26 protein-coding genes and 1 other RNA gene are annotated in these 24,562 nt (G+C 29.0%); 11 read left to right on the forward strand and 16 right to left on the reverse strand.

Features of this window, described 5'->3' with window-relative positions:
* The 5 genes from VK071_11265 to VK071_11285 all read right to left on the reverse strand — a co-directional run.
* On the reverse strand, window positions 1-714 hold a 714-nt coding region (locus VK071_11265; protein HLR35889.1), incomplete at its 3' end, for a urocanate hydratase.
* 15 nt (window positions 715-729) lie between these two features.
* Complete coding sequence (gene hutH / locus VK071_11270; protein ID HLR35890.1) at window positions 730-2,256, reverse strand: histidine ammonia-lyase; 1,527 nt, start codon at window positions 2,254-2,256, stop codon at window positions 730-732.
* Window positions 2,257-2,448: 192 nt separating this feature from the next.
* Window positions 2,449-2,832, reverse strand: coding sequence for a hypothetical protein (locus VK071_11275; GenBank protein ID HLR35891.1), 384 nt, complete (start codon window positions 2,830-2,832; stop codon window positions 2,449-2,451).
* Window positions 2,813-3,826, reverse strand: a complete 1,014-nt coding sequence (locus VK071_11280) for a LacI family DNA-binding transcriptional regulator (GenBank protein ID HLR35892.1) — start codon at window positions 3,824-3,826, stop codon at window positions 2,813-2,815. Before VK071_11280 ends, VK071_11275 begins: the two co-directional genes overlap by 20 nt.
* A 190-nt stretch (window positions 3,827-4,016) precedes the next feature.
* Window positions 4,017-4,460, reverse strand: a complete 444-nt coding sequence (locus VK071_11285; GenBank protein ID HLR35893.1) for a MarR family transcriptional regulator — start codon at window positions 4,458-4,460, stop codon at window positions 4,017-4,019.
* Window positions 4,461-4,660: 200 nt separating this feature from the next.
* Between VK071_11285 and VK071_11290 the strand changes: the two genes are divergently transcribed.
* Both VK071_11290 and VK071_11295 read left to right on the forward strand, forming a co-directional pair.
* Window positions 4,661-5,557, forward strand: coding sequence for a M23 family metallopeptidase (locus VK071_11290; GenBank protein ID HLR35894.1), 897 nt, complete (start codon window positions 4,661-4,663; stop codon window positions 5,555-5,557).
* Window positions 5,558-5,577: 20 nt separating this feature from the next.
* Window positions 5,578-5,991 (forward strand): polymer-forming cytoskeletal protein, encoded by a 414-nt coding sequence (locus VK071_11295; protein ID HLR35895.1) that lies wholly within the window; start codon window positions 5,578-5,580, stop codon window positions 5,989-5,991.
* 13 nt (window positions 5,992-6,004) lie between these two features.
* Here VK071_11295 and VK071_11300 read toward each other — a convergent pair whose 3' ends face one another.
* The 3 genes from VK071_11300 to VK071_11310 are packed head-to-tail and all read right to left on the reverse strand — an operon-like array spanning window position 6,005 to window position 7,877.
* A complete protein-coding gene (locus tag VK071_11300; GenBank protein ID HLR35896.1) occupies window positions 6,005-6,892 on the reverse strand; it encodes a YegS/Rv2252/BmrU family lipid kinase in 888 nt (295 codons plus the stop codon).
* Between the two features lie 19 nt (window positions 6,893-6,911).
* The gene (locus tag VK071_11305; GenBank protein HLR35897.1) at window positions 6,912-7,646 is read right to left on the reverse strand and encodes a glycerophosphodiester phosphodiesterase; all 735 of its coding nucleotides are present in this window, start codon (window positions 7,644-7,646) and stop codon (window positions 6,912-6,914) included.
* A gap of 45 nt (window positions 7,647-7,691) precedes the next feature.
* Window positions 7,692-7,877 (reverse strand): hypothetical protein, encoded by a 186-nt coding sequence (locus tag VK071_11310; GenBank protein HLR35898.1) that lies wholly within the window; start codon window positions 7,875-7,877, stop codon window positions 7,692-7,694.
* Window positions 7,878-8,093: 216 nt separating this feature from the next.
* Between VK071_11310 and VK071_11315 the strand changes: the two genes are divergently transcribed.
* From VK071_11315 to VK071_11325, 3 genes are all read left to right on the forward strand, one after another.
* Window positions 8,094-9,848, forward strand: a complete 1,755-nt coding sequence (locus tag VK071_11315) for an ABC transporter ATP-binding protein (GenBank protein HLR35899.1) — start codon at window positions 8,094-8,096, stop codon at window positions 9,846-9,848.
* Between the two features lie 13 nt (window positions 9,849-9,861).
* Entirely contained in the window at window positions 9,862-11,877 is a 2,016-nt protein-coding gene (locus VK071_11320; GenBank protein HLR35900.1) for an ABC transporter ATP-binding protein, read from the forward strand.
* A 77-nt stretch (window positions 11,878-11,954) separates the two neighbouring features.
* The gene (locus VK071_11325; GenBank protein ID HLR35901.1) at window positions 11,955-12,755 is read left to right on the forward strand and encodes a histidinol-phosphatase HisJ family protein; all 801 of its coding nucleotides are present in this window, start codon (window positions 11,955-11,957) and stop codon (window positions 12,753-12,755) included.
* On the opposite strand, the gene VK071_11330 is transcribed toward VK071_11325, so the two are convergent.
* The 4 genes from VK071_11330 to VK071_11345 form a co-directional block, all read right to left on the reverse strand.
* Window positions 12,752-12,994: a hypothetical protein gene (locus VK071_11330; protein HLR35902.1), complete on the reverse strand. Its 243-nt coding sequence runs from the start codon at window positions 12,992-12,994 to the stop codon at window positions 12,752-12,754. The two genes, VK071_11325 and VK071_11330, sit on opposite strands and share 4 nt — an antisense overlap.
* A 109-nt stretch (window positions 12,995-13,103) precedes the next feature.
* Window positions 13,104-13,280, reverse strand: a non-coding RNA gene (ssrS, locus tag VK071_11335) — 6S RNA.
* 29 nt (window positions 13,281-13,309) lie between these two features.
* Window positions 13,310-15,079, reverse strand: a complete 1,770-nt coding sequence (locus tag VK071_11340) for an ATP-dependent metallopeptidase FtsH/Yme1/Tma family protein (protein ID HLR35903.1) — start codon at window positions 15,077-15,079, stop codon at window positions 13,310-13,312.
* A gap of 180 nt (window positions 15,080-15,259) precedes the next feature.
* The gene (locus VK071_11345; protein HLR35904.1) at window positions 15,260-15,544 is read right to left on the reverse strand and encodes a hypothetical protein; all 285 of its coding nucleotides are present in this window, start codon (window positions 15,542-15,544) and stop codon (window positions 15,260-15,262) included.
* A gap of 146 nt (window positions 15,545-15,690) precedes the next feature.
* Here VK071_11345 and VK071_11350 point away from each other — a divergent pair, with 146 nt between their 5' ends.
* Together VK071_11350 and VK071_11355 are read left to right on the forward strand one after the other, a co-directional pair.
* On the forward strand, window positions 15,691-16,242 hold the full coding sequence (locus tag VK071_11350; GenBank protein HLR35905.1) for a hypothetical protein: 552 nt from the start codon (window positions 15,691-15,693) through the stop codon (window positions 16,240-16,242).
* A 77-nt stretch (window positions 16,243-16,319) separates the two neighbouring features.
* A complete protein-coding gene (locus VK071_11355) occupies window positions 16,320-17,129 on the forward strand; it encodes an NAD(+)/NADH kinase (protein HLR35906.1) in 810 nt (269 codons plus the stop codon).
* Between the two features lie 44 nt (window positions 17,130-17,173).
* Here the strand turns inward: VK071_11355 and pepF are convergent, their stop codons facing one another.
* From pepF to VK071_11375, 4 genes are read right to left on the reverse strand one after another with little or no spacing between them, the layout of a single operon-like run.
* Window positions 17,174-18,979 (reverse strand): oligoendopeptidase F, encoded by a 1,806-nt coding sequence (gene pepF, locus VK071_11360; protein ID HLR35907.1) that lies wholly within the window; start codon window positions 18,977-18,979, stop codon window positions 17,174-17,176.
* Window positions 18,980-19,014: 35 nt separating this feature from the next.
* Complete coding sequence (locus tag VK071_11365) at window positions 19,015-20,421, reverse strand: penicillin-binding transpeptidase domain-containing protein (GenBank protein HLR35908.1); 1,407 nt, start codon at window positions 20,419-20,421, stop codon at window positions 19,015-19,017.
* Window positions 20,414-21,652 (reverse strand): FtsW/RodA/SpoVE family cell cycle protein, encoded by a 1,239-nt coding sequence (locus VK071_11370; protein ID HLR35909.1) that lies wholly within the window; start codon window positions 21,650-21,652, stop codon window positions 20,414-20,416. Before VK071_11370 ends, VK071_11365 begins: the two co-directional genes overlap by 8 nt.
* An 11-nt stretch (window positions 21,653-21,663) precedes the next feature.
* Entirely contained in the window at window positions 21,664-22,095 is a 432-nt protein-coding gene (locus VK071_11375; GenBank protein HLR35910.1) for an FHA domain-containing protein, read from the reverse strand.
* A 152-nt stretch (window positions 22,096-22,247) separates the two neighbouring features.
* Between VK071_11375 and VK071_11380 the strand changes: the two genes are divergently transcribed.
* The 4 genes from VK071_11380 to VK071_11395 form a co-directional block, all read left to right on the forward strand.
* Window positions 22,248-22,658 carry a PspC domain-containing protein gene (locus VK071_11380; GenBank protein ID HLR35911.1) on the forward strand — a complete coding sequence of 137 codons (411 nt, stop codon included), beginning with the start codon at window positions 22,248-22,250 and terminating at the stop codon, window positions 22,656-22,658.
* Window positions 22,659-22,894: 236 nt separating this feature from the next.
* A complete protein-coding gene (locus tag VK071_11385) occupies window positions 22,895-23,500 on the forward strand; it encodes an undecaprenyl diphosphate synthase family protein (protein HLR35912.1) in 606 nt (201 codons plus the stop codon).
* Window positions 23,501-23,577: 77 nt separating this feature from the next.
* Window positions 23,578-24,246, forward strand: a complete 669-nt coding sequence (sdaAB, locus tag VK071_11390; GenBank protein HLR35913.1) for an L-serine ammonia-lyase, iron-sulfur-dependent subunit beta — start codon at window positions 23,578-23,580, stop codon at window positions 24,244-24,246.
* Between the two features lie 5 nt (window positions 24,247-24,251).
* On the forward strand, window positions 24,252-24,562 hold a 311-nt coding region (locus VK071_11395), incomplete at its 3' end, for an L-serine ammonia-lyase, iron-sulfur-dependent, subunit alpha (protein HLR35914.1).

Raw genomic sequence — 24,562 nt, forward strand, 5'->3', positions numbered from 1 at the left:
TCCCAACCTAATTCTTCCAGCATTTAAAATAGTATTATAGGTACCATGAACTATTCCTTGTGGTCCTATATACATCCAACCTCCTGCTGTCATTTGACCATAGTTTGCCACTCCCATTGCTTGAGCTTTAATCCAGTTTTCTTGATCGTCAAACATTCCTACCATTAAAGCATTAGTTATTATAACTCTTGGACTATTTGGATGGGATTTAAAAAGTCCTAAAGGATGACCAGAAGCTATAACCAATGTTTGCTCTTCTGTTAATTCTTCTAAGTATTTTTTTATAAGTCTATACTGCATCCAGTTTTGGCATACTTGCCCTGTTTCACCATAGGTTACTAGTTCATATGGATATAAAGCTACATCAAAATCTAAATTATTATCAATCATCACTTGAAAAGCTTTACCTTCAATACATCTCCCTTTGTATTCATCAATGGATTTTCCTTTTATTCTTCCTTCTGGTCTAAATCGATATCCATAAATCCTTCCTCCAGTTAATAACTCATCTAAAAATTCAGGAGCTAGAGTTTCATGTAATTCTTCAGGTATATAACGTAATGCATTCTTAAGAGCTATTTCTATTTCTCTTTGATTCAAGTTTAATTCTCTTTTTGGTGCCCTTCTTATACCTTCTACAAACTCTGGCATAGAAGGTAGTTCATTATTAAGCTTAATTGTCATAGCTTTTGAAATATTAATATTATCAGCCATATAAACTCCTCCTTTTTAGTTTAATTTACCTATATCATTTTCAATACTTTCTAAAATAGTATTGTTTTTAAGAATTTCTTCACATTTATTTATTTCTTTATACATTATTTTATCATGTTCTATTTTTTCAATTTCTTCCCTAACTATATTATAAGCTATTTTTGTTCCTTTTCCTAATCCCTTATTGCCTTGTAGGTCAATTCCTTGACATGCAGTCAATATTTCCATTGCTAAAACTTTTCGGGTATTATCTAGAATATTCCTAGCTTTCCTTGCTGCAATAGTACCCATTGATACATGATCTTCTTGATTAGCTGAAGAAGGTATAGAATCAACACTAGCTGGATGGGCTAAAACTTTATTTTCTGAAACTAAAGATGCAGCAGCATATTGTACAATCATAAATCCAGAATTTAATCCACCATTTTCTACAAGAAAAGCTGGTAAGCCACTCAATGAAGGATTTACTAACCTTTCCAGCCTTCTTTCAGATATATTAGCTAGTTCTGCTAAACTTATACCTAAAAAGTCAAAACTTAAAGCCATTGGTTGACCATGAAAATTACCACCAGATATTACTTCTTCTTCATCTTTAAAAATAAGTGGATTATCAGTAGCAGCATTAATTTCAATATTTACCTTTTCGGCTACATAATCAATTGCATCCTTGCTTGCTCCATGAACTTGAGGAATACATCGCAAAGAATAAGCATCTTGTACTCGTATTTCTCCTTGGGTAGTTGTCATATTGCTATCTTTTAATAGTTTTAATAAGTTTTTAGCTGTATCTATTTGTCCCCTGTGCGGCCTTACGTTATGAACTTTTTCATCATAGGCTGTTACTATACCTTTTAGTCCCTCTATTGTTAAAGCAGCAGCTACATCAGCAGTCTTACCCAGGATCATACTATCATATATAGTAAGTGCACCTATGGAAGTCATTACTTGAGTACCATTAATAAGGGCTAATCCTTCTTTAGAAGTAAGAACTACTGGTGAAATTTCAGCAAGTTTCATAGCTTCTTTTCCAGATATTCTTTTTCCTTCATAAAAAGCCTCTCCCTCACCTAACATCACAAGTACCATATGGGCTAATGGAGCTAAATCTCCACTAGAACCTAATGAGCCTTTTTCTGGTATTACTGGATGTACACCTTTGTTCAACATATCCATTAAAGTTTCAAGGGTGGATAACCTTATTCCGGAAAAACCTTTGGCCAAAGCATTAGCCCTAAGAAGCATAACCCCCCTAACAACTTCCTCATCAAGAGCTTCCCCTACTCCACAAGCATGACTTATTATAAGGTTCTTTTGTAAAGTTTCTGTCTCATCCTTAGTAATAAATACATCACTAAATTTACCAAATCCAGTAGTAATACCATAGACTATCTTTTCATTATTAACCCATTCATCAACTAAACCTCTAGAGCTTTTTATTTTAGTTGTTGCCCTTTTTGACAATTCTACTTTGTAATTCTTTCTTACAACGTTTATAAATTGTTCAATAGATAATTGGTTTCCATCTATTATAACTTTATTCATCACATTACCTCCCTATATATCCTAGAGTTTAATTATATGGTACTTTATCTTACTAAAGCGCATGAAAAATCCACAGCTACATTAACTGTGGATTTTTTTTTAAATTATTTGATTTTATTTGAGTATAAAATCTTTTTTTCATAATCTCCTCACTTCTATATAAAGCATAGTATTTACTTTCAATAGTGAATTTTATATAAATATAGAAACTACGAAAGACAAAGCGATATCAATAATACCAACTATAATAAAGATTTTACATAATGAATTATAAATGCTTTGTTTGTATTGCCAGATTTCTAACCTTTTTTTATCTCTAAAATTTGTTTTCTTGGCTATCTTCTTGCCTTTCCCTTTTAATTTCCTTCCTATTCTTCTCTTTAAAACATAATTAAAAATCTGAAATATTACGCCAATACCTAAGAAAAACGTAGCAATTGCAAATAAATTGTTGCTAAGTCTAAAAATTAAATAGTCTTCTCCCTTAATAATAAAGGAAATCAAAAATACTAAAAATATATTAATACCAAATAGTATACCAAAAGCCTTAAGATTCTTAGATTTTATTTTTCCCACAGCTTTCCCTCTTTACTATCCGTATTGGCAAATTTATTTGGGGTTCTTCTATTTCTTCTCCCTCTATTTTTTTAATAATCCGTCTAATGGAAACAGCTCCAATATCATATCCCGGTTCTTTAACTGTAGTTAATTTAGGCCTGTAAATAGAAGAAATTTTTATATCACCATAGCCAACTACTGTAATATCCTTTGGTACTTTTATACCTTGATCATATAAATAATTCATTACTCCTATAGCAACCTCATCTTGCCCACAAAATATGGCTGACATTTTCTCTTCTTTTAGTTGTTTTAAAACCTTTTCCCCTATATTATATCCATCTTCAATAGTAAATCCTTCGGCCTCTAAGATTATACTATTTTCTATTTCCAATTCTTTTAGCGCATTTTCATAGCCTTCTATCTTCGATTTCTCAATAGAGTTTTCATCTATAGACGCAGTAATATACATAATATCCCTATGACCTGCTTCTAACAAATATTTAGTCATTTCATAACTTGCCTCTACGCTATCAATAGACACTGTTGGTAATTCTTTAACATTTAAATATCTATTCAAATATATATAAGGAAGTTTATAGGATTTTAAAAGTTCAATAGCTTCATTATTCATTTTTTCAGATACTAAAATTATTCCTTCTGTCTGTTTTCCCGTTAACAAATTTATAAATTTAAGCTCTGATTTTCTATCTCCATAACTACTACATAATATAATATCATAGTCATACATTCTGCCTACTTCTTCAATACCACGAACTATCTCAGCTACATAAGGGTTGCCTATGTCGGTAACTATGATACCAATTAAATATGACCTTTTAGTTACTAATGTTCTAGCTACTTCATTAGGTTTATAACCTAATTTTTCAATTGCATCTAGAACTTTCTTTCTAGCCTCAGAACTGACAGGTTTTGAATCATTTATTACCCTGGATACTGTAGATATAGATACTCCAGCTACTTTTGCTACATCTTTTATTGTTGCCGGCATTTTTATCCTCCTCGTTTACTTATAACTCATTATACATTTTCAATTTATTATATCATATTTTTCACAATATGTATAATAACAACACCATATTCATCTATGTTAAATCAACCTTTTATCTTGTTAATAAATTTATGTAAACCTTTATCTATTATCAATCATTTTTATCTTAATTATTCCTTTTTTAACTATCTCAATCTTTTTTCATAGCATTATATAGGGATTCCAAACTCTCACTTAAAAATTTCATTTCTTCTTCCTCAAATCCCTCAAGTTCCCTCCCTAAAAATTCCCTTCTTTTTTGCACTACTTTATCAACTATCTCATATCCTAATGGTAAAACTTCAATTCTAACTACCCTCTTATCTTTTTCATCTTTTTTTCTTACGACTAATTTATTTTTTTCCATTCTATCTATTAAATCAGTAATTGTACTACAAGCTAAAGACGTTTTACGACTTAATTCACCTATTGTTAATTCTCCATTTCCTATTAATATTTGAAGAGCTGTAAATTGGGAGCCTGTAATGTTAAAATCCTTTAAAATTTCTCTCCCTTTAAGCCGTATTATATAATCGTTCTTTCTTAAATACCTTTCAATCTTTATAACATCTTCCCATGTTCCTTTGTTTTTCAAATAAATCTCCTCCAAATTTTTTCTTGTAATTGAATTTTATAGTTTATCATAAATAAAGTCAATTACCTATATTTTTTGTAACTTTTCAAGTATACTGTAGACAAAAAAGGATTTATTCCCTTTATATAGAATATTATATCCAAATATGATATTATATCCTTGTGCCAGTATTTAAAATCAAAAGAAAAGAGGAGTAGTTTATGAAAAGTAAACGTATCTCTATAGTTATCGTTCCTGATATTGAGAAAGTAAAAAGGTTATCAATACCTAAATGGCTACCAAAGACTATTCTCGGCTTTCTAGCTTGTCTTCTTTTAGCTATATCCTTATTGATAATAAATATTCATTCATCCTATAAAGTTCTTAACGCAAAATATAATGAACAGAAAGAAGAAATTTCTCTTTTAGAAAAAGAAAATACAAACAAAGACGAAGAAATTTCAAATTTAAAATCATCCACTGAAACATTTAGAGAAAAAACTGAGGAAGTTGAAGAAAAACTAGAGGAAATTGACAAATTACAAAAACAACTTGAGAAAATGGCAGGTGTTAAAGCGCCTTCAAGGGGTCGAGGCATACATGAAAGAGCAGATTTAAAGGACTCTAAGCCTGAATCGGAAATGGCAGGTTTAAACCAGGTGTTAAATGATAAAGAAAAGGAGGTACAAGATTTTATTGTAGATGTAGAAAAAAAGTTTGATGATTTAGAAAAGGTCCCTGATTTAAAACCTGTTAATGGAAGATTAACCTCTCGTTTTGGCTATAGACAAAATCCTTTTGGACAAAATATGCAATTTCATCAAGGCCTAGACATTGCAAATACATCTGGCACAATAATAGAGGCCGCTGGAAAAGGAGAAATAGTCTTCTCTGATCACAAAAGCGGTTATGGGAAAACCATAATAATTGACCATGGAAACAATTATAAAACATTATATGCACATAATAGTAAACTACTTGTCAACGTGGGGGATATTGTTGAAAAAGGGCAGCCTATTTCAGAAATGGGTTCCACAGGTAGAAGTACTGGTAGTCATTTACATTTTGAAATACATAAAAATGACAATCCTATTGACCCATTTAACCTTTTAAAATAAAAAATAAGGAGGATAATCACATGTTCGGTAAAAAAAGAAAACAGATGAACCATATGATGGATAACTTAGATTCTATTATTGGAGATAACATGATAATAATAGGAGATATTAAAGGAAGTGGCAGTATTAGAATCGATGGTACAGTAGAGGGAGATATTGATTATACTGGAGACATAACTATAGGTGAAACTGGACATATTAAGGGAAATATCATTTGCAACAATATTATAATCGGAGGTAAAATTGACGGAAATATCAATGCTAAGGAACAGCTAAGTTTACTTCCATCAGGCGAATTAATAGGAGATGTTGAAGTTATAAATCTTGTAGTAAATGAAAATGCTATTTTTGAAGGTCATTGTAAAATGAAACAAGTAAGCGAAACTTTAATGTTCGAACAACCAAAACTTGCAAGTAAAGAAAAAGCAGAGTAACTCTGCTTTTTCTTTACTTTACAAAAATCTGAAAACTATTTGGCATAACTTCAAAAGTTGCTGGTAAATTTCCACCATATTCTCCATCAATATCTATAGGAACCTTTTCTTCTGTATATACGGACATTTTTTTAGTTTTAAAATATTCCACGTTAGGATGTTTTATATGCTCTCCTTTAAATATATTGATAAATATAGCAACTAAATCCTGTATTTCAGATTTTTTTATTATTATAGTGTCTAAATACCCATCAAATACATTAGCCTTAGGGGCAAGATTTTTAAATCCCCCTATAGAAGAACTGTTAGATACTAAAAACAATAATATATCTTCTTCCATTGTATACTCTTCACTTTCAAACTTCACTCTTATTGGTTCAAATTTTTGCTTTGGAATTTCTTTAAGTCCTTCTAAATAATACGCCATTCTCCCTAATATAGCCTTAACTTCAGGCTGTACTTGATAGCCTACATTAGTTAAAAGCCCACTAGCTGCTACATTTATAAAATATTCATCATTTACCTTTCCTAAATCTACATCCATAGTTTTACCTTTTCGAATCATATCAAAAAATTCTCTACTATTTGTAGGTAGATCCATGTAATTAGCAAAATCATTTACAGTTCCTGCAGCCAACAAAGCTACTGGAATCTTTCGTCCACCTTTTACTATTCCTTTAGCTATTTCGTTAACTGTACCATCCCCACCACAAGCTATTATGCCATCCCAATCCTCTTTGCAAGCCTTAATAGTTTCTTTCATAGCATCATTTTTTCTTCTAGTTTCAAACTTATTTATAGTATATCCAGAGTCTAATAGCATCTTAGAAATATGCTCTACTTTTCTTTGAATTAACTGCCTACCGGACGATGGATTACAAATTATCTTAATTTTTTTCATTAGTACCGCCTTCCTAATATTAATTAACAGAGTTTATAATATTTTTAGCGACATCAGGACGATCCGTTATAATACCGCTAACACCAAATTTGTACACTAGCATTAATTCTTTTTCCCCATTTACAGTAAAAGGATTAACTGAAATCCCATTTTCTATTGACTCTGTTACTATTTCTTCGTTTATTGTATAAAATAAAGGATGTATTGCATCAGCATGTAGCTTTTTTGCATACTCCCAAGGAGAAACCATTCCCCCTATATAGAGTATACCTGTTTTTATATCAGGTGCCAACATCTTCATTTTAAGCAAACTATAATGGTTAAAAGAAGAAATTAACACCTTTTCTTCTAATTTATAAATTTTTATAATTCTTATTAAATCCTCTTCAATGTTATCATAAAATATAGGACCATTCTTTAGCTCTATGTTCAATAATATACTTTGTTCTTTTACAAACTGAAGAACTTCTTCAAGTAAAGGTATTTTCATATTAGTATATTTTTCATCAAACCAGCTTCCAGCATCTAATTTTTTTATCTCTTCCAAGTTTAAGTCCCTAATATATCCTATTCCATTTGTAGTTCTATCTACTTTCTCATCATGACAAACTACTAAATGTCCGTCCTTACTTCTATGAACATCTATCTCTATAGCATCAGCTTCCATTTCTACAGCCTTTTTATATGATATTAACGTATTTTCAGGTGCATAAAATGAAGCTCCTCTATGAGCAATAATTAACGGTTTATTCATAAAACTCCCCCTTTAGACATTAAATATATTACTATTATATACCTTTTAGTCCTTTTCTTCTAATATTTTTTGCATATTACTTGCTTGATAACCACATTCTTCTGCAAAATCTTTAAAAGCTTTTGCAATTTCTACATCTTCAATTTCTTTAGAATATACTTCATAATCTCTTACCATTTCCTGGGCATCTAATATTTTCTTTTTAAGTATTTCTTTAGTACTTAACTCCATTAAATCACTTTTCCTTTCTTATTAATATTTTTACTAATTACTTTTCTTTTCACTAGTATATCTTATATATTAATGTTTTTTCTTATTTATACTTTTCCAAAAATCAAATTATTTATGTAATATAGGCTTTACCTCTTTAAAACTTTTTTATTTCCATTATAATAATGTATAAGTAAAACATTTTTAGTATCGAAGTATATTCTAAGGAGGAAATAAATGAAAAGTTTTAAAACTTTGAAACCATTTTTCACCGAATATAAATGGAAATACATCCTAGGGGCCCTTTGGTTAATAATTGTAGATATAGTACAACTTTTAGTTCCTCAAATACTAAGGACTGTGACTAATCTTTTACAAGATAACCACCTAACCATAAGTTCATTAATTAAATATGGAATTTTAATTATGGTTACTGGATTAATTATAGCAGTAGGAAGATACTTTTGGAGAATTTATATCCAAGGTACTTCCCGAACTTTAGAGTACTATTTACGTAATAAACTTTTTAATCACCTACTAGATCTTTCCACTGATTATTTTAATACTCAAAAAACTGGTGATTTAATGGCCCATGCAACTAATGATATTAATGCCGTTAGGATGGCCTTAGGCCCTGGAATAGTTGCTCTTATAGATGCCATCTTTATAACTATTCTTGCTATATTTATGATGATAAAAACTACTAATATTAAACTGACCCTTATAGCACTTATAACCTTACCCTTTATTGCAATAATAGTTGGAAGGTTTGGTAAGTTGGTCCATAGACGCTTCCGTATAGTACAAGAAGCTTTTTCAGAACTTACAGACACTACTCAAGAAAATTTTGCTGGTATCAGAGTAGTAAAATCTTTTGTTCAAGAAGAGGAAGAAATAAAAAAATTCACTCAAGTTAACCAATATAATTTAGAAAAAAATTTAGAATTGGTCAAGGTTTCAGGAACCTTTCAACCTTTAGTACAATTTTTAGCCTCTATAAGTTTCTTAATAGTTATCTGGTATGGTGGCACTTTAGTTATGATGGACGAAATATCTTTAGGAGACTTTATAGCATTTAACTCTTATTTAGCCTTATTAATATGGCCTATGATGGCTATTGGATGGGTCATTAATTTATTAGAACGAGGTTCTGCATCTATGGAGAGAATCAATATTATATTAGAAGAGAAGCCTGAAATACTGGATTCAAAGAATGTAATTGAATTAAAGGAAGTTAAAGGAAATATTACATTTTCAAATGTATCTTTTAAATATCCTAGATCAGATAATTATGCATTAAAAAATATTAATATAAATATACCAGTGGGTAGTACAGTAGCAATAGTTGGTAAAACCGGTAGTGGAAAAACCACATTAGTTAATTTATTATTAAGACTTTATGATATAGAACAAGGAGAAATATTATTGGATGGAACAAATATTAAGGATATTACTCTTAAATCCTTACGGGAAAATATAGGATATGTTCCTCAAGACAATTTTCTTTTTTCAACGACTATAAAAGATAATATAACATTTCCTTTTGATTTTGAAATTAATGATGAAAAAGTTTATAATGCATCAAAAACTGCAGAAGTTTATAACAATATTGTTGAATTTCCCAATAAATTTCATACTGTCTTAGGTGAAAAAGGTGTAACCTTATCCGGTGGGCAGAAACAAAGAGTTTCTATAGCAAGAGCTCTTATAAAAAAATCTCCTGTACTAATATTTGATGATAGTTTATCTAGTGTAGATACAGAAACAGAAGAAAAAATACTTAATAATTTAAATACAATAACAGAAGAAACAACAACTATTATTATTAGTCATAGAATTTCAACAGTTAAAGACTCTGACCAAATAATAGTTTTAGATGAAGGAATAATTGCTGAAAAGGGAAATCATAATACTTTGCTAAAATTAAATGGAATTTATAGAGATATTTATGAAAAACAACTTCTTGAAGAAAAATTAAAGGAAATTAACTAATAGGAGGTTAGAAATGGCTAATAATAACTTTGATGATATAGAAAGAAAATCCTATGACTCAAATTTAATGAAAAGACTATTAATATATGCGAAACCTTATTGGCATTATCTATTAATAAGCATTATACTAATGATGGTAGTTACTGCTTTAGACCTTTCAAGACCTTATATTTTAAAAATAACTATAGATGAATATATAAATGGATATAAGAAACCTCTATATGAAGTAGAGGATGGCTTAGGTTTAAAAGGTACAAGTTTCAATGGAAAACTGTATATTAGGGAAAACAACCTCACTAATCAAGAAAAAAAGGAGTTTAAAAATGTACCCAAAAAATTACTAGTCAAGAAAAACAATAGTTACTTTTTAGTTAATTTAAATGATAAAGATATCAATAATGGAGTCCAACTTACCAAAAATGATTATAAACTTTTTAGAGAAGAGGATAGAATAGGTATTAGAAATATTAGCCTTATTTTCCTAGTTATTATAATCTTTGCCTTTGTATTTAATTATGCCCAAATATACATACTAAACTATACAAGTCAAAAAATTATTTATAATATTAGACAAGATGTTTTTTCTCATTTACAAAAAATGTCTCTTTCTTATTTTGATAATAATCCTGTTGGAAGATTGGTCACTAGGGTAACTAATGATACAGAAACTTTAAATGAAATGTATACATCTGTACTAGTTAGTCTATTTAAAGATATTTTTATTTTATTAGGAATTATGATTATAATGCTAAAAATGGATTATAAATTAGCCTTTTTATCTTTTTCTCTTATTCCTTTAATATTAATTGCTGCAATTATCTTTAGACATTTTATAAGAGATGTTTATAGACTGGGAAAAATTCAGTTGGCAAAAATAAATTCTACTTTAAATGAAAATATTACTGGAATGAAAACTATTCAAATATTTAAGAAAGAAAATAAAGTATTTAGAAGTTTTGATAAAATAAATAAAGATTATTTAAATACTACTCATAAAGAAATAAAAATATTTGCTGTTTTCCGTCCTGCTATTGAGATAATACGTTCCTTAGGCATTACTATCCTCGTATACTATGGTGGTAAAAAAGTTATTTCTAATGAAATTCCTTTTGGAGTTTTATATGCTTTTATTGATTATTTACAAAGATTTTTTGCTCCAATTCTTGACCTAACAGAAAAATACAATATTCTTCAATCAGCAATGGCATCAGGTGAGAGAATATTTATGATTCTAGATACTAATGAAGATATTATAGACCCTTTAAACCCAGTTCCTATAACAAAGTTAAATGGTAAAATAGAATTTAAAAATGTTTGGTTCGCTTATGAAGATGAAAATTGGATTTTAAAAGATATTAATTTTATAATTAATCCTGGAGAAACTGTTGCTTTTGTAGGAGCTACTGGCGCAGGGAAATCTTCCATTATCAATTTAATTACCAGGTTTTACGATATTCAAAAAGGGGAAATATTAATAGATGGGATTAATATAAAGGATTATAAAAAATCTCAATTAAGAGAACAAATAGGTGTAGTACTACAAGATGTTTTCTTATTTACTGGTACCATTAAAGACAATATCCGTTTGGATAATAAAGATATAACTGATGAACAAATTGTAGAAGTAGCCAAATATGTTAACGCCAATCATTTTATTGAGAAACTACCTAAAAAATATAATGAACCAGTTATGGAAGGAGGAGCTACTCTATCATCTGGAGAAAGGCAACTTCTTGCTTTTGCAAGAACCTTAGCTTTTAATCCAAGTATATTAATTCTTGATGAAGCTACTTCAAGTATAGATACAGAGACAGAAACCTTAATACAAGATGCCTTAAATAAGTTAATTGAAGGTAGAACTACAATAGCAGTAGCCCATAGACTTTCTACCATACAAAATTCAGACAAAATAATTGTACTACACAAAGGTGAAATTAAAGAAGTTGGAAATCATCAAGAGTTATTATCCAAGGAAGGATTATATTATGAGCTATATAAACTACAATACAAAGAAGATTTTCTTAACTAATCCTTTACTATTTTATTTATTTCAATTAGAATAATTAATACAATATATTGAAAAATAAATAAATAGGAGTGCTGCCAATGTATGACTATCATCTTCATAGCGATTATTCTATGGGGTGTAAATATTCAATGGAAGATATGGCTATTATGGCTATAGAAAACAATTTAAAAAGTATATGTTTTACTGACCATATAGAATTAGAAGCAACGGAAAATAAAATAGATATACTATTTCACCCTCAGGACTATTTTAAAAAAGTTAAAAAAATTAAATACAAATACATTAACGAAATTGAAGTGCTATCAGGAGTAGAAATTGGTCTTCAACCCCATTTAGGGAAACGATATAGTAAATTAATAAAAGAAAATCCTTTTGATTTTGTCCTAGCTTCTGTTCATTCTATAAATAGCAAAGATATATTTAGGAACGAATATTTAGACAATAAGGCTCTTTTAGATAGAATAATTGAATACTATGAAGAAATCTATTTATCTATTAATACTTTTAACGACTATGACATTTTGGCTCATATTGATTTAATAGATAGATATTTTTATGCACATGAAAACTTGCCCAGGATAGAAGACTATAAGTGGATAATAGAAAAAATATTTTTAAAAGTTATAGAAGAAGGAAAAGGTATCGAATTAAATACTTCTGGATTAAGATATGGACTTAAATATTTCCACCCTAAAATAGAATTATTAAATCTATATAAAAAATTAGGTGGTGAAATAATTACTATAGGCTCTGATGCTTATAACCCAATTCACGTAGGATATATGTACAAAGAAGCAGAGAAACTTTTAAAAGAACTAGGTTTCAAATATATTTTTATCTATAGAGACAGGAGAAAGTATCCAATAGATATTATTTAAATTTCTTTCTTTTCAATAATTGTTCTTTTATCATAGTTGCAGTTATTACAATGAAATAGATGTAAACAGCTTTTTCCTTCTACACCATCTATAGTATGCGTAATATCATCTAATAGATAAGGGCTGTAATCATCTAGATAGTTTACTACTGGCCCTTTATCTAACATAATGGTATTACATCTAGAACAATTTTTGTTTACTTTATATAAACCATTACATAATGGGCAAACCAAAGGCATAGGCCACCTTCTTTCTAGTTTATTCTTTCAAATATAGTATTTATAGTTTATAAAATATTATACACGCAAAGAAAAAACTTCTTTAGTAGAAATTCTACTAAAGAAGTTTTTATCCCCCGCAATGCCGTCTTCTCAATTAATTCAGACCCGCCTCTCACAAGGTGGGTGCCCTGCCAACAATTTTTGATTTCCTTTACTAAGGCTTACCATAGACTGCCGAACTCCAGGCTCCCTTTATAAACTCTGTCGGTTGAATTATATGAGTCAACGTACATCGCAGATTATCTTTCTAAATATATTATAGCTCTTATTGGATTATACTGCAAGGGTAGAAGCTAAAAATATTTTATTTAATTCTTCCTCATTTAGCACTTCTTTCTCTAGTAATTTATTGGCTATTGTATCTAAACATTCATCATTCTTCATAATAATATTCTTAGTATCAATATATAGTTTGTCTATCAACTCTTTTACTCTATCTATTAAGTTTGAATCTGTTTCTAAGTTACTCTTCAGTATTACCTCATAATTTACTAGGCCTATTTCTTCATCCATTCCAAATAAACTTATCATTGAAAGAGCCATTTCTGTTACTTTTTGTAAGTCATTTGATGCCCCAGTAGTTATATTTTTATTACCAAATACTATTTCCTCAGCAGCTCTACCACCTAAAGCAACCATTATATTATTTATAATATCTTGCTTAGATTGGTACATTCTTTCTGGAGGTATATTCATACTAAAACCACCAGAACCTTTAGTACTAGGGATTATACTAACTTTAGTTATTCTATTTTGTGGCGATACTTTTTTTGTTACCAAAGCATGACCTGCTTCATGATATGCTGTAATTTTTTTATCTTCATAATGAATTCCTTCCCTATCTTTTTTCTCCTCACCAACTAAAATAGTATAAAAGGCTTTATTTATATGTTCCATGGTTATAGAAGGATTATTAGCCTTTGCTGCTAACATTGCAGATTCATTCATCAAATTTTCTAATTTAGCACCACTAAAATATATAGTTTCAGATGCAACTTTATATAAATCTACATTCTTATCTAAAGGTTTATTTATAGAATGTAATTTTAATATTTTATGTCTTGCATTTATATCAGGTAATCCTACCTCAATTTGTCTATCAAATCTTCCTGGCCTCAATAAAGCTTCATCTAAAGTATCCATTCTATTAGTAGCAGCCACTACAATAATACCCTCATTTTCATCGAAACCAGACATCTCAGTTAAAAGAGCATTTAATGTTCTATCCCCTTCTTCACTGCCACTATTTGATGAATTTCCTTTTCTCTTCTTACCCAAAGCATCTATTTCATCAATAAATATAACACTTTTTTTGTCTTTTTTAGCTTTTTTAAATAATTCCCTTATTCGACTAGCTCCAAGTCCTGCATATACCTGAATAAAATCCGAACCTGAAACAGGATAAAAAGGCACATTTGCTTCACCGGCTAAAGCTTTGGCAAAAAGAGTTTTCCCTGTTCCCGGCGGCCCGTATAGTAATATTCCTCTAGGCATTCTAGCACCATATTTACTATACTTTTCTGGCGAACGAATAAAATCTACTAACTCTGTCAAAGATTCTTTAACTTCTTCATTACCAGCTATATCCTCAAAGGTTGTTTCTTTATTATTACTTTCTTCATTGCCAATATTGGACATAGCGGCTATTTCTTTCTGAGCTTGTTTACTATTACTTTTATTTATGAAAAACCCTACAACTCCTATACCTACTATAAATAATAAAAAAATTACTGATTCTACTATGCTAAAGCTTTGCTCACTTTCAACTACCTTTATATTATTCATAAGCAAAGTTTCTTTAAAATTTTCAGTTTTAGGGTTATCCGTAACAAATAAAGTACCATCTTTTAAATTTCCATAGACTTTAGAACCATTATTTATTTTTACTTCTTCAATTTTTTCCTTATTAAGATTTTCTAAAAAAACTACATATGAAATTTCCTTATATTCATTTTTCTTATTCACGTACATATATACACTAGATAAAGTGGTTACAACTACTACTACTATTAAAAGTAATATAACGTTCTTTTTAAGCTCCACTTTTTTTCCCCCTTAGTTTACATAATACGATAAAATTATAACATTTAATTACTAATTTGTCTAATACCTACATATACCAATATAGGTATATATGACTAAAAAAATCTCATAGGCAAATTTGCATATGAGATTTTTAAAAATCACATAAAATTAATTATTTTTTTAAAACAAATATAATATTTATTCATTTCCTAAGGTTCTTAATATTTCATCTAATTTTATTAGTTGTTCTTCATTTAGTAAAGGTTTAATGGAATCAAGTTTTTCAAGCATTTCTCGATACTCTTCTGCATTCATATTTTTCTCCATTTCCTTATTTAATTGTATAATTTCGAAAAATATTTCTTTTTCTGATTTGTCACCATATTCCTCAGCCATATCCCTAAATTTGTCTAAGTCTTCTTCTTTAGGATTTAAGTTTTCTAATTCATTTAATATATCTTCAACATCCTTTTTTCCACTCATTCAAATTCCCCCCCTCAAGACATTATATTTAAAATTTATGAATTAGTGTTCAAATATATTACTTAAAATTTAAAAATATAATTGTAAACATTAAGACTTCCCTGCATAACATGGTACAAATATCTATTTTTTTGGGGGGACAATGTATGAATATAATAATATTATTATTTTTTTTCTCAATATTTAATGAAAGAAAGGATCTATTAGATTTTAATAAAAACTTTGCAATTGATGTAGATATTGATGTTCAAGATACAAAGGATAGATTAAATATTATGCGAAAAATTACTCCTTATTTTCCAAAAGAGTATATTCCTATTGTAAATAAGTCAATATTACTTACTACAAAAGTTTTAGCCATTTATCAAACTAAAACTTTTATTGAAACAGGCGAACCTTTTACTCCAGTAAAATATAAAGAAGTTGAGAATAATAAAGAAAGGTTAAATTATATAGTTACCACTCTAAAACAAGAAGTACCAGATGAGAATCTAAGATCCTTAATTACAAACTTAGAAATGATAATTAATATAGATAAGTATAAAGATATGTTTTTTACATTAAATAATATTATGACTAATTCAGAAAAAGCTATTGATATTGACAAACTATTAACCATGGCAAAACCTTTTATAGAAAATACAGATGAAGACCAAAAGGATCAATTATTAAATATGGCAAAAATGCTACAAAAATAATCCTGGGAATTCCCAAATATTATAGTTTTTATTGTATAATGTAAATGTATTAACAATTATTATTAGGAGGGAAACTTTTGTCTAAGGATAAAAAGATAATAAACGTTATTTCTAATTTAAATACAGATTCAACTAAAACTGCTGAATTATTAACTGAAAAATTAGAAAGTAAAAATTTTATAGTACCTAAAAATTATTCTAAAGATGCTGAATTAAATATTTGTATTGGTGGCGATGGAGGCTTTCTACGAACTGTACATGAACATAATTTCCCGAATATTCCTTTTGTGGGCATTAATACTGGCCATTTAGGATTTTTTCAAGAAATCCTTCCAGAAGATATTGATCGTTTTATAGATAAGTATATTAAAAAACAATATTCCATTGAGAAAATATTCTTAGTAGAGTCTAAAATATTTACAAAAACTGATTGTTTTGAACTTGTCTGTGTCAATGAATTTGTTGTAAAAGGTGTTGCTTCTAAAGTAATTCATTTAGAAGTTTACATAGAGAGTAACCATCTAGAAAAATTTAGTGGAGATGGCATTATAATTGCTACACCTGTGGGAAGTACTGCTTATAACTTCTCTAGTGGCGGTAGTATTGTATATCCTACTTTGAAAACTTTGCAAATTACACCTTTATCTCCTATTAGCTCCAAGGCTTATCGTTCATTACCTAATAGTGCTATAATTCCTGGAGATATGACTATTACAATAAAGCCTGAATATAGATATGAAAATTCAATTCTTCTAAACCTTGATGGAAATGAACGTAGATATGATAATATAACAAAAATTGACTTTAAAATATCTGATATGGTAATTTCTAGATTAAACTTTGATAGAAATATGTATTGGAATAATTTAAAAACTAAATTTTTATAAAAAGGGCTTGAAATTCAAGCCCTTTTTATAATATTACTTTTTCATTATATCAATCTATCCATTTCTTCAACTAATTCTTTGAATAGTTCTAATGCATTATTTACTGGTTCTTTATTAGCCATATTTACCCCTGCGTTTTTTAAAACATTTATAGGGTAATCAGAACTTCCACTTTTTAAGAAGTTTAAATATCTCTCTAAGCTTCCATTTTCTTTTTTTAATATTTTTTGTGATAAGGCAATCGCTGCTGAAAATCCAGTAGCATATTGATATACATAATAATTATAATAAAAATGAGGTATTCTTGCCCATTCCATTCCTATTTCATCATCTACAACTATATTTGGCCCATAATATTTCCTATTTAATCCTTTATAAGATTCAATTAAATAGTCTGCAGTTAAAGCGCCACCTTCTTCTACGTATTTATAAATATCCCTTTCAAATTCTGCAAACATAGTTTGACGATAAACAGTACCTTTAAATTGCTCTAAGAAATGGTTAATCAAATAAAGTCTTTCGTTATCATCCTTTACGTTCTCCAATAAATAATTTATTAAAATAGCCTCATTTAAAGTAGAAGCAACTTCTGCCACAAAGATACTATACCCTCCATATATAAAAGGTTGATTTTTTCTAGTAAAATAGCTGTGAACCGAATGTCCCATTTCATGAGCTATAGTAAATATGTTATCAAGAGTCTCATGGTAATTTAACAATATAAATGGCTTTGAATCATAACTTCCGCTAGAATAAGCTCCACTTCTTTTTCCCCTATTTTCATAAACATCAATCCATCTTGAATTAAACCCTTCTTTAACTACCTCTAAATATTCTTTTCCTAAAGGTTCTAGTCCCTTTAGCACTATATCTTTAGCTTCTTCATAAGATACTTTGATATCTACATCCTTAACAATAGGAGTATATACATCATAAAAATGTAATTCATCTACCCCCAAGGCCTTTTTTCTTATATCCATATATTTATGCATAGCATCTAAATTTTCATGAACCGAATCGATTAAATTATCATAAACAGATACAGGAATATTATTTTCATCTATAGCCGCTTCTAAACTTGAATCATAACTTCTTACTTTTGCATTAAATATATTTCCTTTAATACATCCATTTAAAGTAGAAACAAAGGTATTTTCAAATTCTTTATACCTACCATATAAGCCTTTATAAGCATTTTTTCTTACTTCCCTATTTTTATTCTCTAATAATGGGACAAAATTTCCATGGGTTATTTCAATATCCTGCCCTTTTTCGTCTTTAATTACCGGAAATTTTAAATCTGCATTATTAAGCATAGAAAAAGTATTACTAGAAGCATTTCTAATCTCGCCAGTTTGAGCTATGAGTGCTTCTTCTGTAGGAGATAGAACATGCTGTTTTTGTCTTAAAACCTCTTTTAAATACTGACCATATAATTTTAATTCCTCTTTCTCCTCAAAAAATCTACTTATATCTTTCTTTGATAAAGTAAGTATTTCTGGAACTATAAAAGACGTCTTTTCACTTACTAATACAGATAAATTCATAGCTCTATCATTTAAAGCTTGGTAGGTACTATTTCTACTATCTTCATCTAAACGCATATGGGTATAGGCAAAAACGTTATTAATTAATCTTAAAATTTTATCTCTCTTAGTTAAGACTTCATATAGACTATTGCTATTTTCTACTACCTTCCCTTTAAACTTAATAATTTCATCCGATAATTCTTTCACCTTATTAAAATCCTTTTCCCATAATTCATCACTTTCATACATAGATTTTAAATCCCACTTATATTCCCTAGGAATTTCATTTCTTTCTAATACTTCTCCTTTTTTTATAGCCATAAAAAAACCTCCTAAAAATTTATCCTTTGGTAATATTAATCTTGAATATTGTTTATTGCCTCCATCATAACATTTCTAGCAATTGGGGCAGCCCCTTGACCCCCTGTAGTCCCTTCATCTTCCAGAATAACACAGACAGCTACTTTAGGATCATCTGCAGGTGCAAAACCTATAAACCAAGAATGAGATTTACCAGTTGGATTCTCTGCAGTTCCAGTTTTACCAGCAACCCTTATATTATCAATTTTTGCATTAGTACCGGTACCACTATTAACTACTTGTGCCATCATATTTTTTAATTCATTAGCGTGGGAACTATCCATAGTGTTGGATAAAACTATTGTTTCATTTGTACTTATTGTATTCCCTTTAGGAGATATTACCTCCTTAACTAATATAGGCCTTACAATCTTCCCATTATTACCAACACCTGAAGCAACCATAGCCATATTTAACGGAGTTACAAGTACTTCACCTTGACCAAAACTTGATGCTGCTATATCAGTTTTTCCTAAATTCTTTTTATAAGGAAAGGAAGAGCTCGCAGTTGGTAAATCAAAAGGAATTTCCTTGTTTATCATAAACTTATCGGCAACTTCACCTAATCTATCTTTTCCTATTTGTAATCCCATATTCGCAAAATAAGTATTACAAGACTTTACAAGGGCCTCTTGTAAATCCAGATTTCCATGGGCAGTTTCACTATAATCTTTAAGAGTGTAACCTTCTACTGTTAAGGTTCCTGTACATTGGAAATTTTTCTCTACATCTGGACTTTCTAAAGCTGCTGCTGCAGTAATCACTTTGAAAGTAGAGCCGGGAGTATAAAGTCCTGTAATAGCCCTATTTAAAAATGGACTATCAGGATGTTCCATTATATTATTCCATTGTTCCCTTAAAGTATTAGGATTAAAATTTGGTTGACTTACCATGGAATATATTTCCCCCGTTTTAGGATTCATGGCTACTATAGCTCCTTTTTTACCATTAAGTAATTCATTGGAGTATTCTTGTAAACCATGATCAATAGTGAGCTTCAAAGAATTTCCTTCAGTACTAGGGGTAATAATATTTTGTATTTCTTGCAATGGGGTACTTTCCTTTATATTTAGCAATTCATTATTGTACTCTAACTCTAAACCAGCTTTTCCATATTCCCTATAACTATAACCTATAATATGGCTATAAATATTGTCAAAATTATAATGTCTTATAGTTGAGTCATCAGCTTTTTCACTATAAGCTAATATTTTTCCATTTCGATCAATAATGGAACCTCTTAATATGTTTTCTTCATTAATCCATAACCTTTTATTATAACTATTATTTTTTATTTTGCTAGCAGTAAATATTTGAAAATAACTTAAATATACTATTAGCCCTACAAATAAAATACAAACTGCTACAAATACTACTACCATCCTTTTTACTTCTTTATTCATGGTCTTCCACCTCTATCTCAATTTCTTCTGATGCTACCTGAAGTATACCTAAAGCTACAAAGCTGGCTATCATTGAGCTACCACCATAACTTACAAAAGGTAAGGTAATTCCTGTTAGAGGTATCATTTTTATAACTCCACCAAATATAATAAAAGCTTGGAACCCAAACATGATGGTTATACCAAAAGCAACTATTTTAAAGAATAAATCTTGTTGACTTAATGCTATTTTAAATCCTCTATAAACTAATATTAAAAATAGCATTATTACTGCCATACCAGTAAATAAACCCATTTCCTCACATATAGCAGAAAAAATAAAATCTGTATGAACTTCTGGTATAAAATCTGGATAACCTAAACCTATGCCAGTACCAAAAAAACCTCCACTAGCTATTGCGAAAAGGGATTGAGTTATTTGATAACCCTTATTATCTATATATTGCCAAGGGTCAAGCCATGTTTTAACCCTTATTCTCACATGATTAAATATAAAATAAGATACAAATGCACCTATTATAAATAGACAAATATTATAAAATATTAACTTCCTATCTTTTTCATATACAAATTGAATGGATAAAAATATTAAGTAAAATACTAAGGCCATTCCCAAGTCTTTTTGTAAAAATAAAAAACCTAGGAAAACATAAGCAGATATTAACATGTAATAGCCGCCTCTTCCATTTTTATCGTATTTATCTTTATTTACGTAATAAGATGCAATGAAAAATATAAACATCAACTTAACAATTTCAGCAGGTTGGAAACTAAACTTACCTAGTTTTATCCAGTTTTTAGAACCACCAATAGTACTTCCAAAAACTAAAGTAGCTAGGAACAATCCTAAAGATCCAGCCCCGTATAACCATATCCAGTTTTCCCAAACCTTAATTTTCTTTACAATAATATAGGTTAGAAAAAAAACTACAATACCTCCACTTACCCATATTACTTGCCTCATACCCAGATAGGGATCAATTCTATATATCATTAAAATCCCAATACTTAATAGCATAGACACAACTAAAAATATATAATAATCTCCTGAAGATATTTTTAATAGAAGAAAATTAGATATATATATTACAAATATTAATATAACACTTGAAATTAGTGTAGCCTTATCAATATTGTCTCTATCATGAGCAAATAGTAGCAATAATATTAAAATATGAAAAAAAACAAGAAGATTTCTTGGTACCCTGTAACTTGTAAGCTTTTTAAACATTCTTCCACTCCTTAATCCCTATTAACAAATAAAAATTCTACAGCTCCTAATTTTATTCTATCACCATTTTTTAATCTAACTACGTCCATTATTTTTTCTCCATTTACAATTGTACCATTTCCACTTTCCATATCTTCTAAGTAATAATCCCCTTCGTCTTTTACTATACGTAAATGTTCTCTTGAAATATAAGGATCTTTAATTATAATGCTGCTTTTATTGCTTCTTCCTATTGATACATTCTCATCTATTGGATAGTATTCCATTACCTTAAAGGGTAGTGTTTCTTTTCTATTTATTAACTTTAAGTAAGTATTTTTATCTACAGAAGATAAATTCATACCCTTTATATCTAAATAGATGAGACGAATAATATTTAGCATAAAAAGGTATACGATTATTATAAAGATGTATTTAAAAACCAATGAAAACATATTATACATTTGTTTACCTCCAAAGATTTCTTCTATTTTTAATATTATCATATTGCAAGCTTATTGTGAATAAGTACAAAGAAATCTTTAATACATTTAGTTTTATTTTCTACAATTATCTGATAAAATACACTTATAGTATTTTTAAGGAGCGTGTGTACATGAGAAAAAAAATTTATCGTTCTAAATCAAATAGAATGATCACTGGTGTATGTGGAGGACTAGGGGAATACTTTAATATTGACCCAAACATTATTAGACTATTTTGGTTAATATTATCCATATCCACTAATGGTGCCGGTATTATTGCCTATTTTGTCTCTTCTATCATAATACCTGAAGACAATAGTGGAGTAACATACTACGAAAATGATAATTATAATGGTCAAAACACCTATAAAAACAGTGCCGTATTCATAGGTATTGCTCTTATTATAGTAGGCGGTATACTTATAGCTAAAATGATATGGCCCCAATCCTTCTTTAAGCTTTATAACTTACGTAAATTTTGGCCTGCACTATTAATCATTGCTGGGATATCTCTTTTATACAAGGAATATAAGCAAAAATAAAAGTCTTGACAGAATATCAGGACTTTTATTTTTAATTTTTAATGAATCTTTATCATCTTAAGCCCTAATTCCAATATAGATCTTGTATATATCCTACTCATAAAAATTATCTTTTTTCCTATTTCATATTCTCATACTAAATTTCTATTTATCATATTGTTTTCCCTAATTATGAATTTAAAAGAATTACTTGGAAACAATATATATAAGATTATATAAAAAAGAAGGTGGTATATATGAGAGTACCCAACCATATTGGAATAATCCCAGATGGCAATAGAAGATGGGCAAAGGAAAATGGATTAACTAAGGAAAAAGGCTATGACTATGGTCTAAAACCGGGAATGGAACTATTTAAATTATGTGAAAAAATAGGTATAAAAGAACTTACTTATTATGGTTTTACAGTAAACAATACAAAAAGGCCTACTATACAAAGGTTAGCTTTTACAAAATCTTGTATTAATGCAGTAACAATGTTGACTAAAAAAGATGCAGAGTTGTTAGTTGTAGGAAATACAAAATCTGATATGTTCCCTGAAAAGCTTCTTCCATATACAGAAGAAAGAAAAACCTTTGGCAAAGGTGGAACAAAAGTTAATTTTTTAGTTAATTACGGCTGGCAATGGGATTTGGCTGAAAAATTTAAATCTAAAGATATATCTAGAGTAGATTTAATTATTCGCTGGGGTGGTAGGAGAAGATTAAGTGGTTTTCTTCCAATACAATCGGTTTATGCAGATTTTTATATTATTGATGATTATTGGCCAGACTTTAAACCAGAACATCTTTTCCAAGCCTTAGAATGGTATGATATACAGGATATTACTTTAGGAGGATAAAATCACTCCTTTTTTTATTGCCTTTAGCTAAAATTAATGCTAATATCTAAGCATAAAGGTATGAAGGAGAGATATTTATGAAAGAATATAGTATTTTTGATATATTAGGTCCAATTATGATAGGACCTTCTAGTTCTCATACTGCTGGTGCTGCTAGATTAGGAAAAGTTTCTAGAGAAATTGTTGGGGAAAATTTTAATAAAGTTACTTTCTATCTCCATGGCTCTTTTTCTAAAACTTATAAGGGCCATGGCACTGATAAAGCTCTAGTAGCTGGTGTATTAGGTATGGGGCCTTCTGATGAGGGAATTAAAAATTCCTTTGAAATTGCTAAAAAAAAAGGTCTAGACATTAGTTTTAAAGAAACTGATTTAGGATATGAACATCCAAATAGTGTCAAAATAGTCTTTCAAAAAAATAATGAAGAGAATATTTATATAATAGGTTCTTCCATAGGTGGAGGAAATATCCTAATTACTAATATTGATGGTACAGAAGTGAACTTTAGTGGTGAATATCCAACACTGATTCTTAAATACGAAGATAAGAAAGGTGCCATTAGCAAAATAAGTACTATGCTTTCTAATGCCGATATAAATATAGGTACTATGAAAGTTACTAGAGAACGAAAAATAGCCACTATGGTTGTAGAAACAGACCATAAAGTCAATGAAAAGATCATTGATAATATTAAAAACATAAGTGAAATACTATATATAAAAGGGATAAATCCGGTAGAGAGGTGATTTTATTGTATAATAAAGGTGAAGAATTACTTAATTTATGTAATGAACAAAATAAAAAAATATATGAAATTGTTATTGAAGAAGAATGTTCTTTAACTGAACACTCAATAGAAGAAGTTCGAAATAAAATGAATGAGAACTTACAAGTTATGATAGACTCTGCTAATTCAGCTTTAAATAAAAAAATTACTTCAATAAGCGGAATTACTGGTGGAGATGCAAAAAAAGTTGAAGATTACAAAAATTCTAAAACTACAGTATCAGGAAAATTTATAAATGAAGCCATGGCAAAAGCCTTATCAACCTCAGAAGTAAA

This window comes from Tissierellales bacterium, assembly GCA_035301805.1.
Taxonomy (GTDB): domain Bacteria; phylum Bacillota; class Clostridia; order Tissierellales; family DATGTQ01; genus DATGTQ01.

Coding starts and splice junctions, on each gene's coding strand:
- VK071_11330 (HLR35902.1), bottom strand. CDS start 12,994: ATGCCTTTGGTTTGCCCATTATGTAATGGTTTATATAAAGTAAACAAA.
- VK071_11370 (HLR35909.1), bottom strand. CDS start 21,652: ATGTTTAAAAAGCTTACAAGTTACAGGGTACCAAGAAATCTTCTTGTT.
- hutH (HLR35890.1), bottom strand. CDS start 2,256: ATGAATAAAGTTATAATAGATGGAAACCAATTATCTATTGAACAATTT.
- VK071_11350 (HLR35905.1), top strand. CDS start 15,691: ATGAATATAATAATATTATTATTTTTTTTCTCAATATTTAATGAAAGA.
- VK071_11290 (HLR35894.1), top strand. CDS start 4,661: ATGAAAAGTAAACGTATCTCTATAGTTATCGTTCCTGATATTGAGAAA.
- VK071_11300 (HLR35896.1), bottom strand. CDS start 6,892: ATGAAAAAAATTAAGATAATTTGTAATCCATCGTCCGGTAGGCAGTTA.
- pepF (HLR35907.1), bottom strand. CDS start 18,979: ATGGCTATAAAAAAAGGAGAAGTATTAGAAAGAAATGAAATTCCTAGG.
- VK071_11380 (HLR35911.1), top strand. CDS start 22,248: ATGAGAAAAAAAATTTATCGTTCTAAATCAAATAGAATGATCACTGGT.
- VK071_11345 (HLR35904.1), bottom strand. CDS start 15,544: ATGAGTGGAAAAAAGGATGTTGAAGATATATTAAATGAATTAGAAAAC.
- VK071_11295 (HLR35895.1), top strand. CDS start 5,578: ATGTTCGGTAAAAAAAGAAAACAGATGAACCATATGATGGATAACTTA.
- VK071_11320 (HLR35900.1), top strand. CDS start 9,862: ATGGCTAATAATAACTTTGATGATATAGAAAGAAAATCCTATGACTCA.
- VK071_11310 (HLR35898.1), bottom strand. CDS start 7,877: ATGGAGTTAAGTACTAAAGAAATACTTAAAAAGAAAATATTAGATGCC.
- VK071_11385 (HLR35912.1), top strand. CDS start 22,895: ATGAGAGTACCCAACCATATTGGAATAATCCCAGATGGCAATAGAAGA.
- VK071_11280 (HLR35892.1), bottom strand. CDS start 3,826: ATGCCGGCAACAATAAAAGATGTAGCAAAAGTAGCTGGAGTATCTATA.
- VK071_11325 (HLR35901.1), top strand. CDS start 11,955: ATGTATGACTATCATCTTCATAGCGATTATTCTATGGGGTGTAAATAT.
- VK071_11375 (HLR35910.1), bottom strand. CDS start 22,095: ATGTATAATATGTTTTCATTGGTTTTTAAATACATCTTTATAATAATC.
- sdaAB (HLR35913.1), top strand. CDS start 23,578: ATGAAAGAATATAGTATTTTTGATATATTAGGTCCAATTATGATAGGA.
- VK071_11305 (HLR35897.1), bottom strand. CDS start 7,646: ATGAATAAACCGTTAATTATTGCTCATAGAGGAGCTTCATTTTATGCA.
- VK071_11315 (HLR35899.1), top strand. CDS start 8,094: ATGAAAAGTTTTAAAACTTTGAAACCATTTTTCACCGAATATAAATGG.
- VK071_11365 (HLR35908.1), bottom strand. CDS start 20,421: ATGAATAAAGAAGTAAAAAGGATGGTAGTAGTATTTGTAGCAGTTTGT.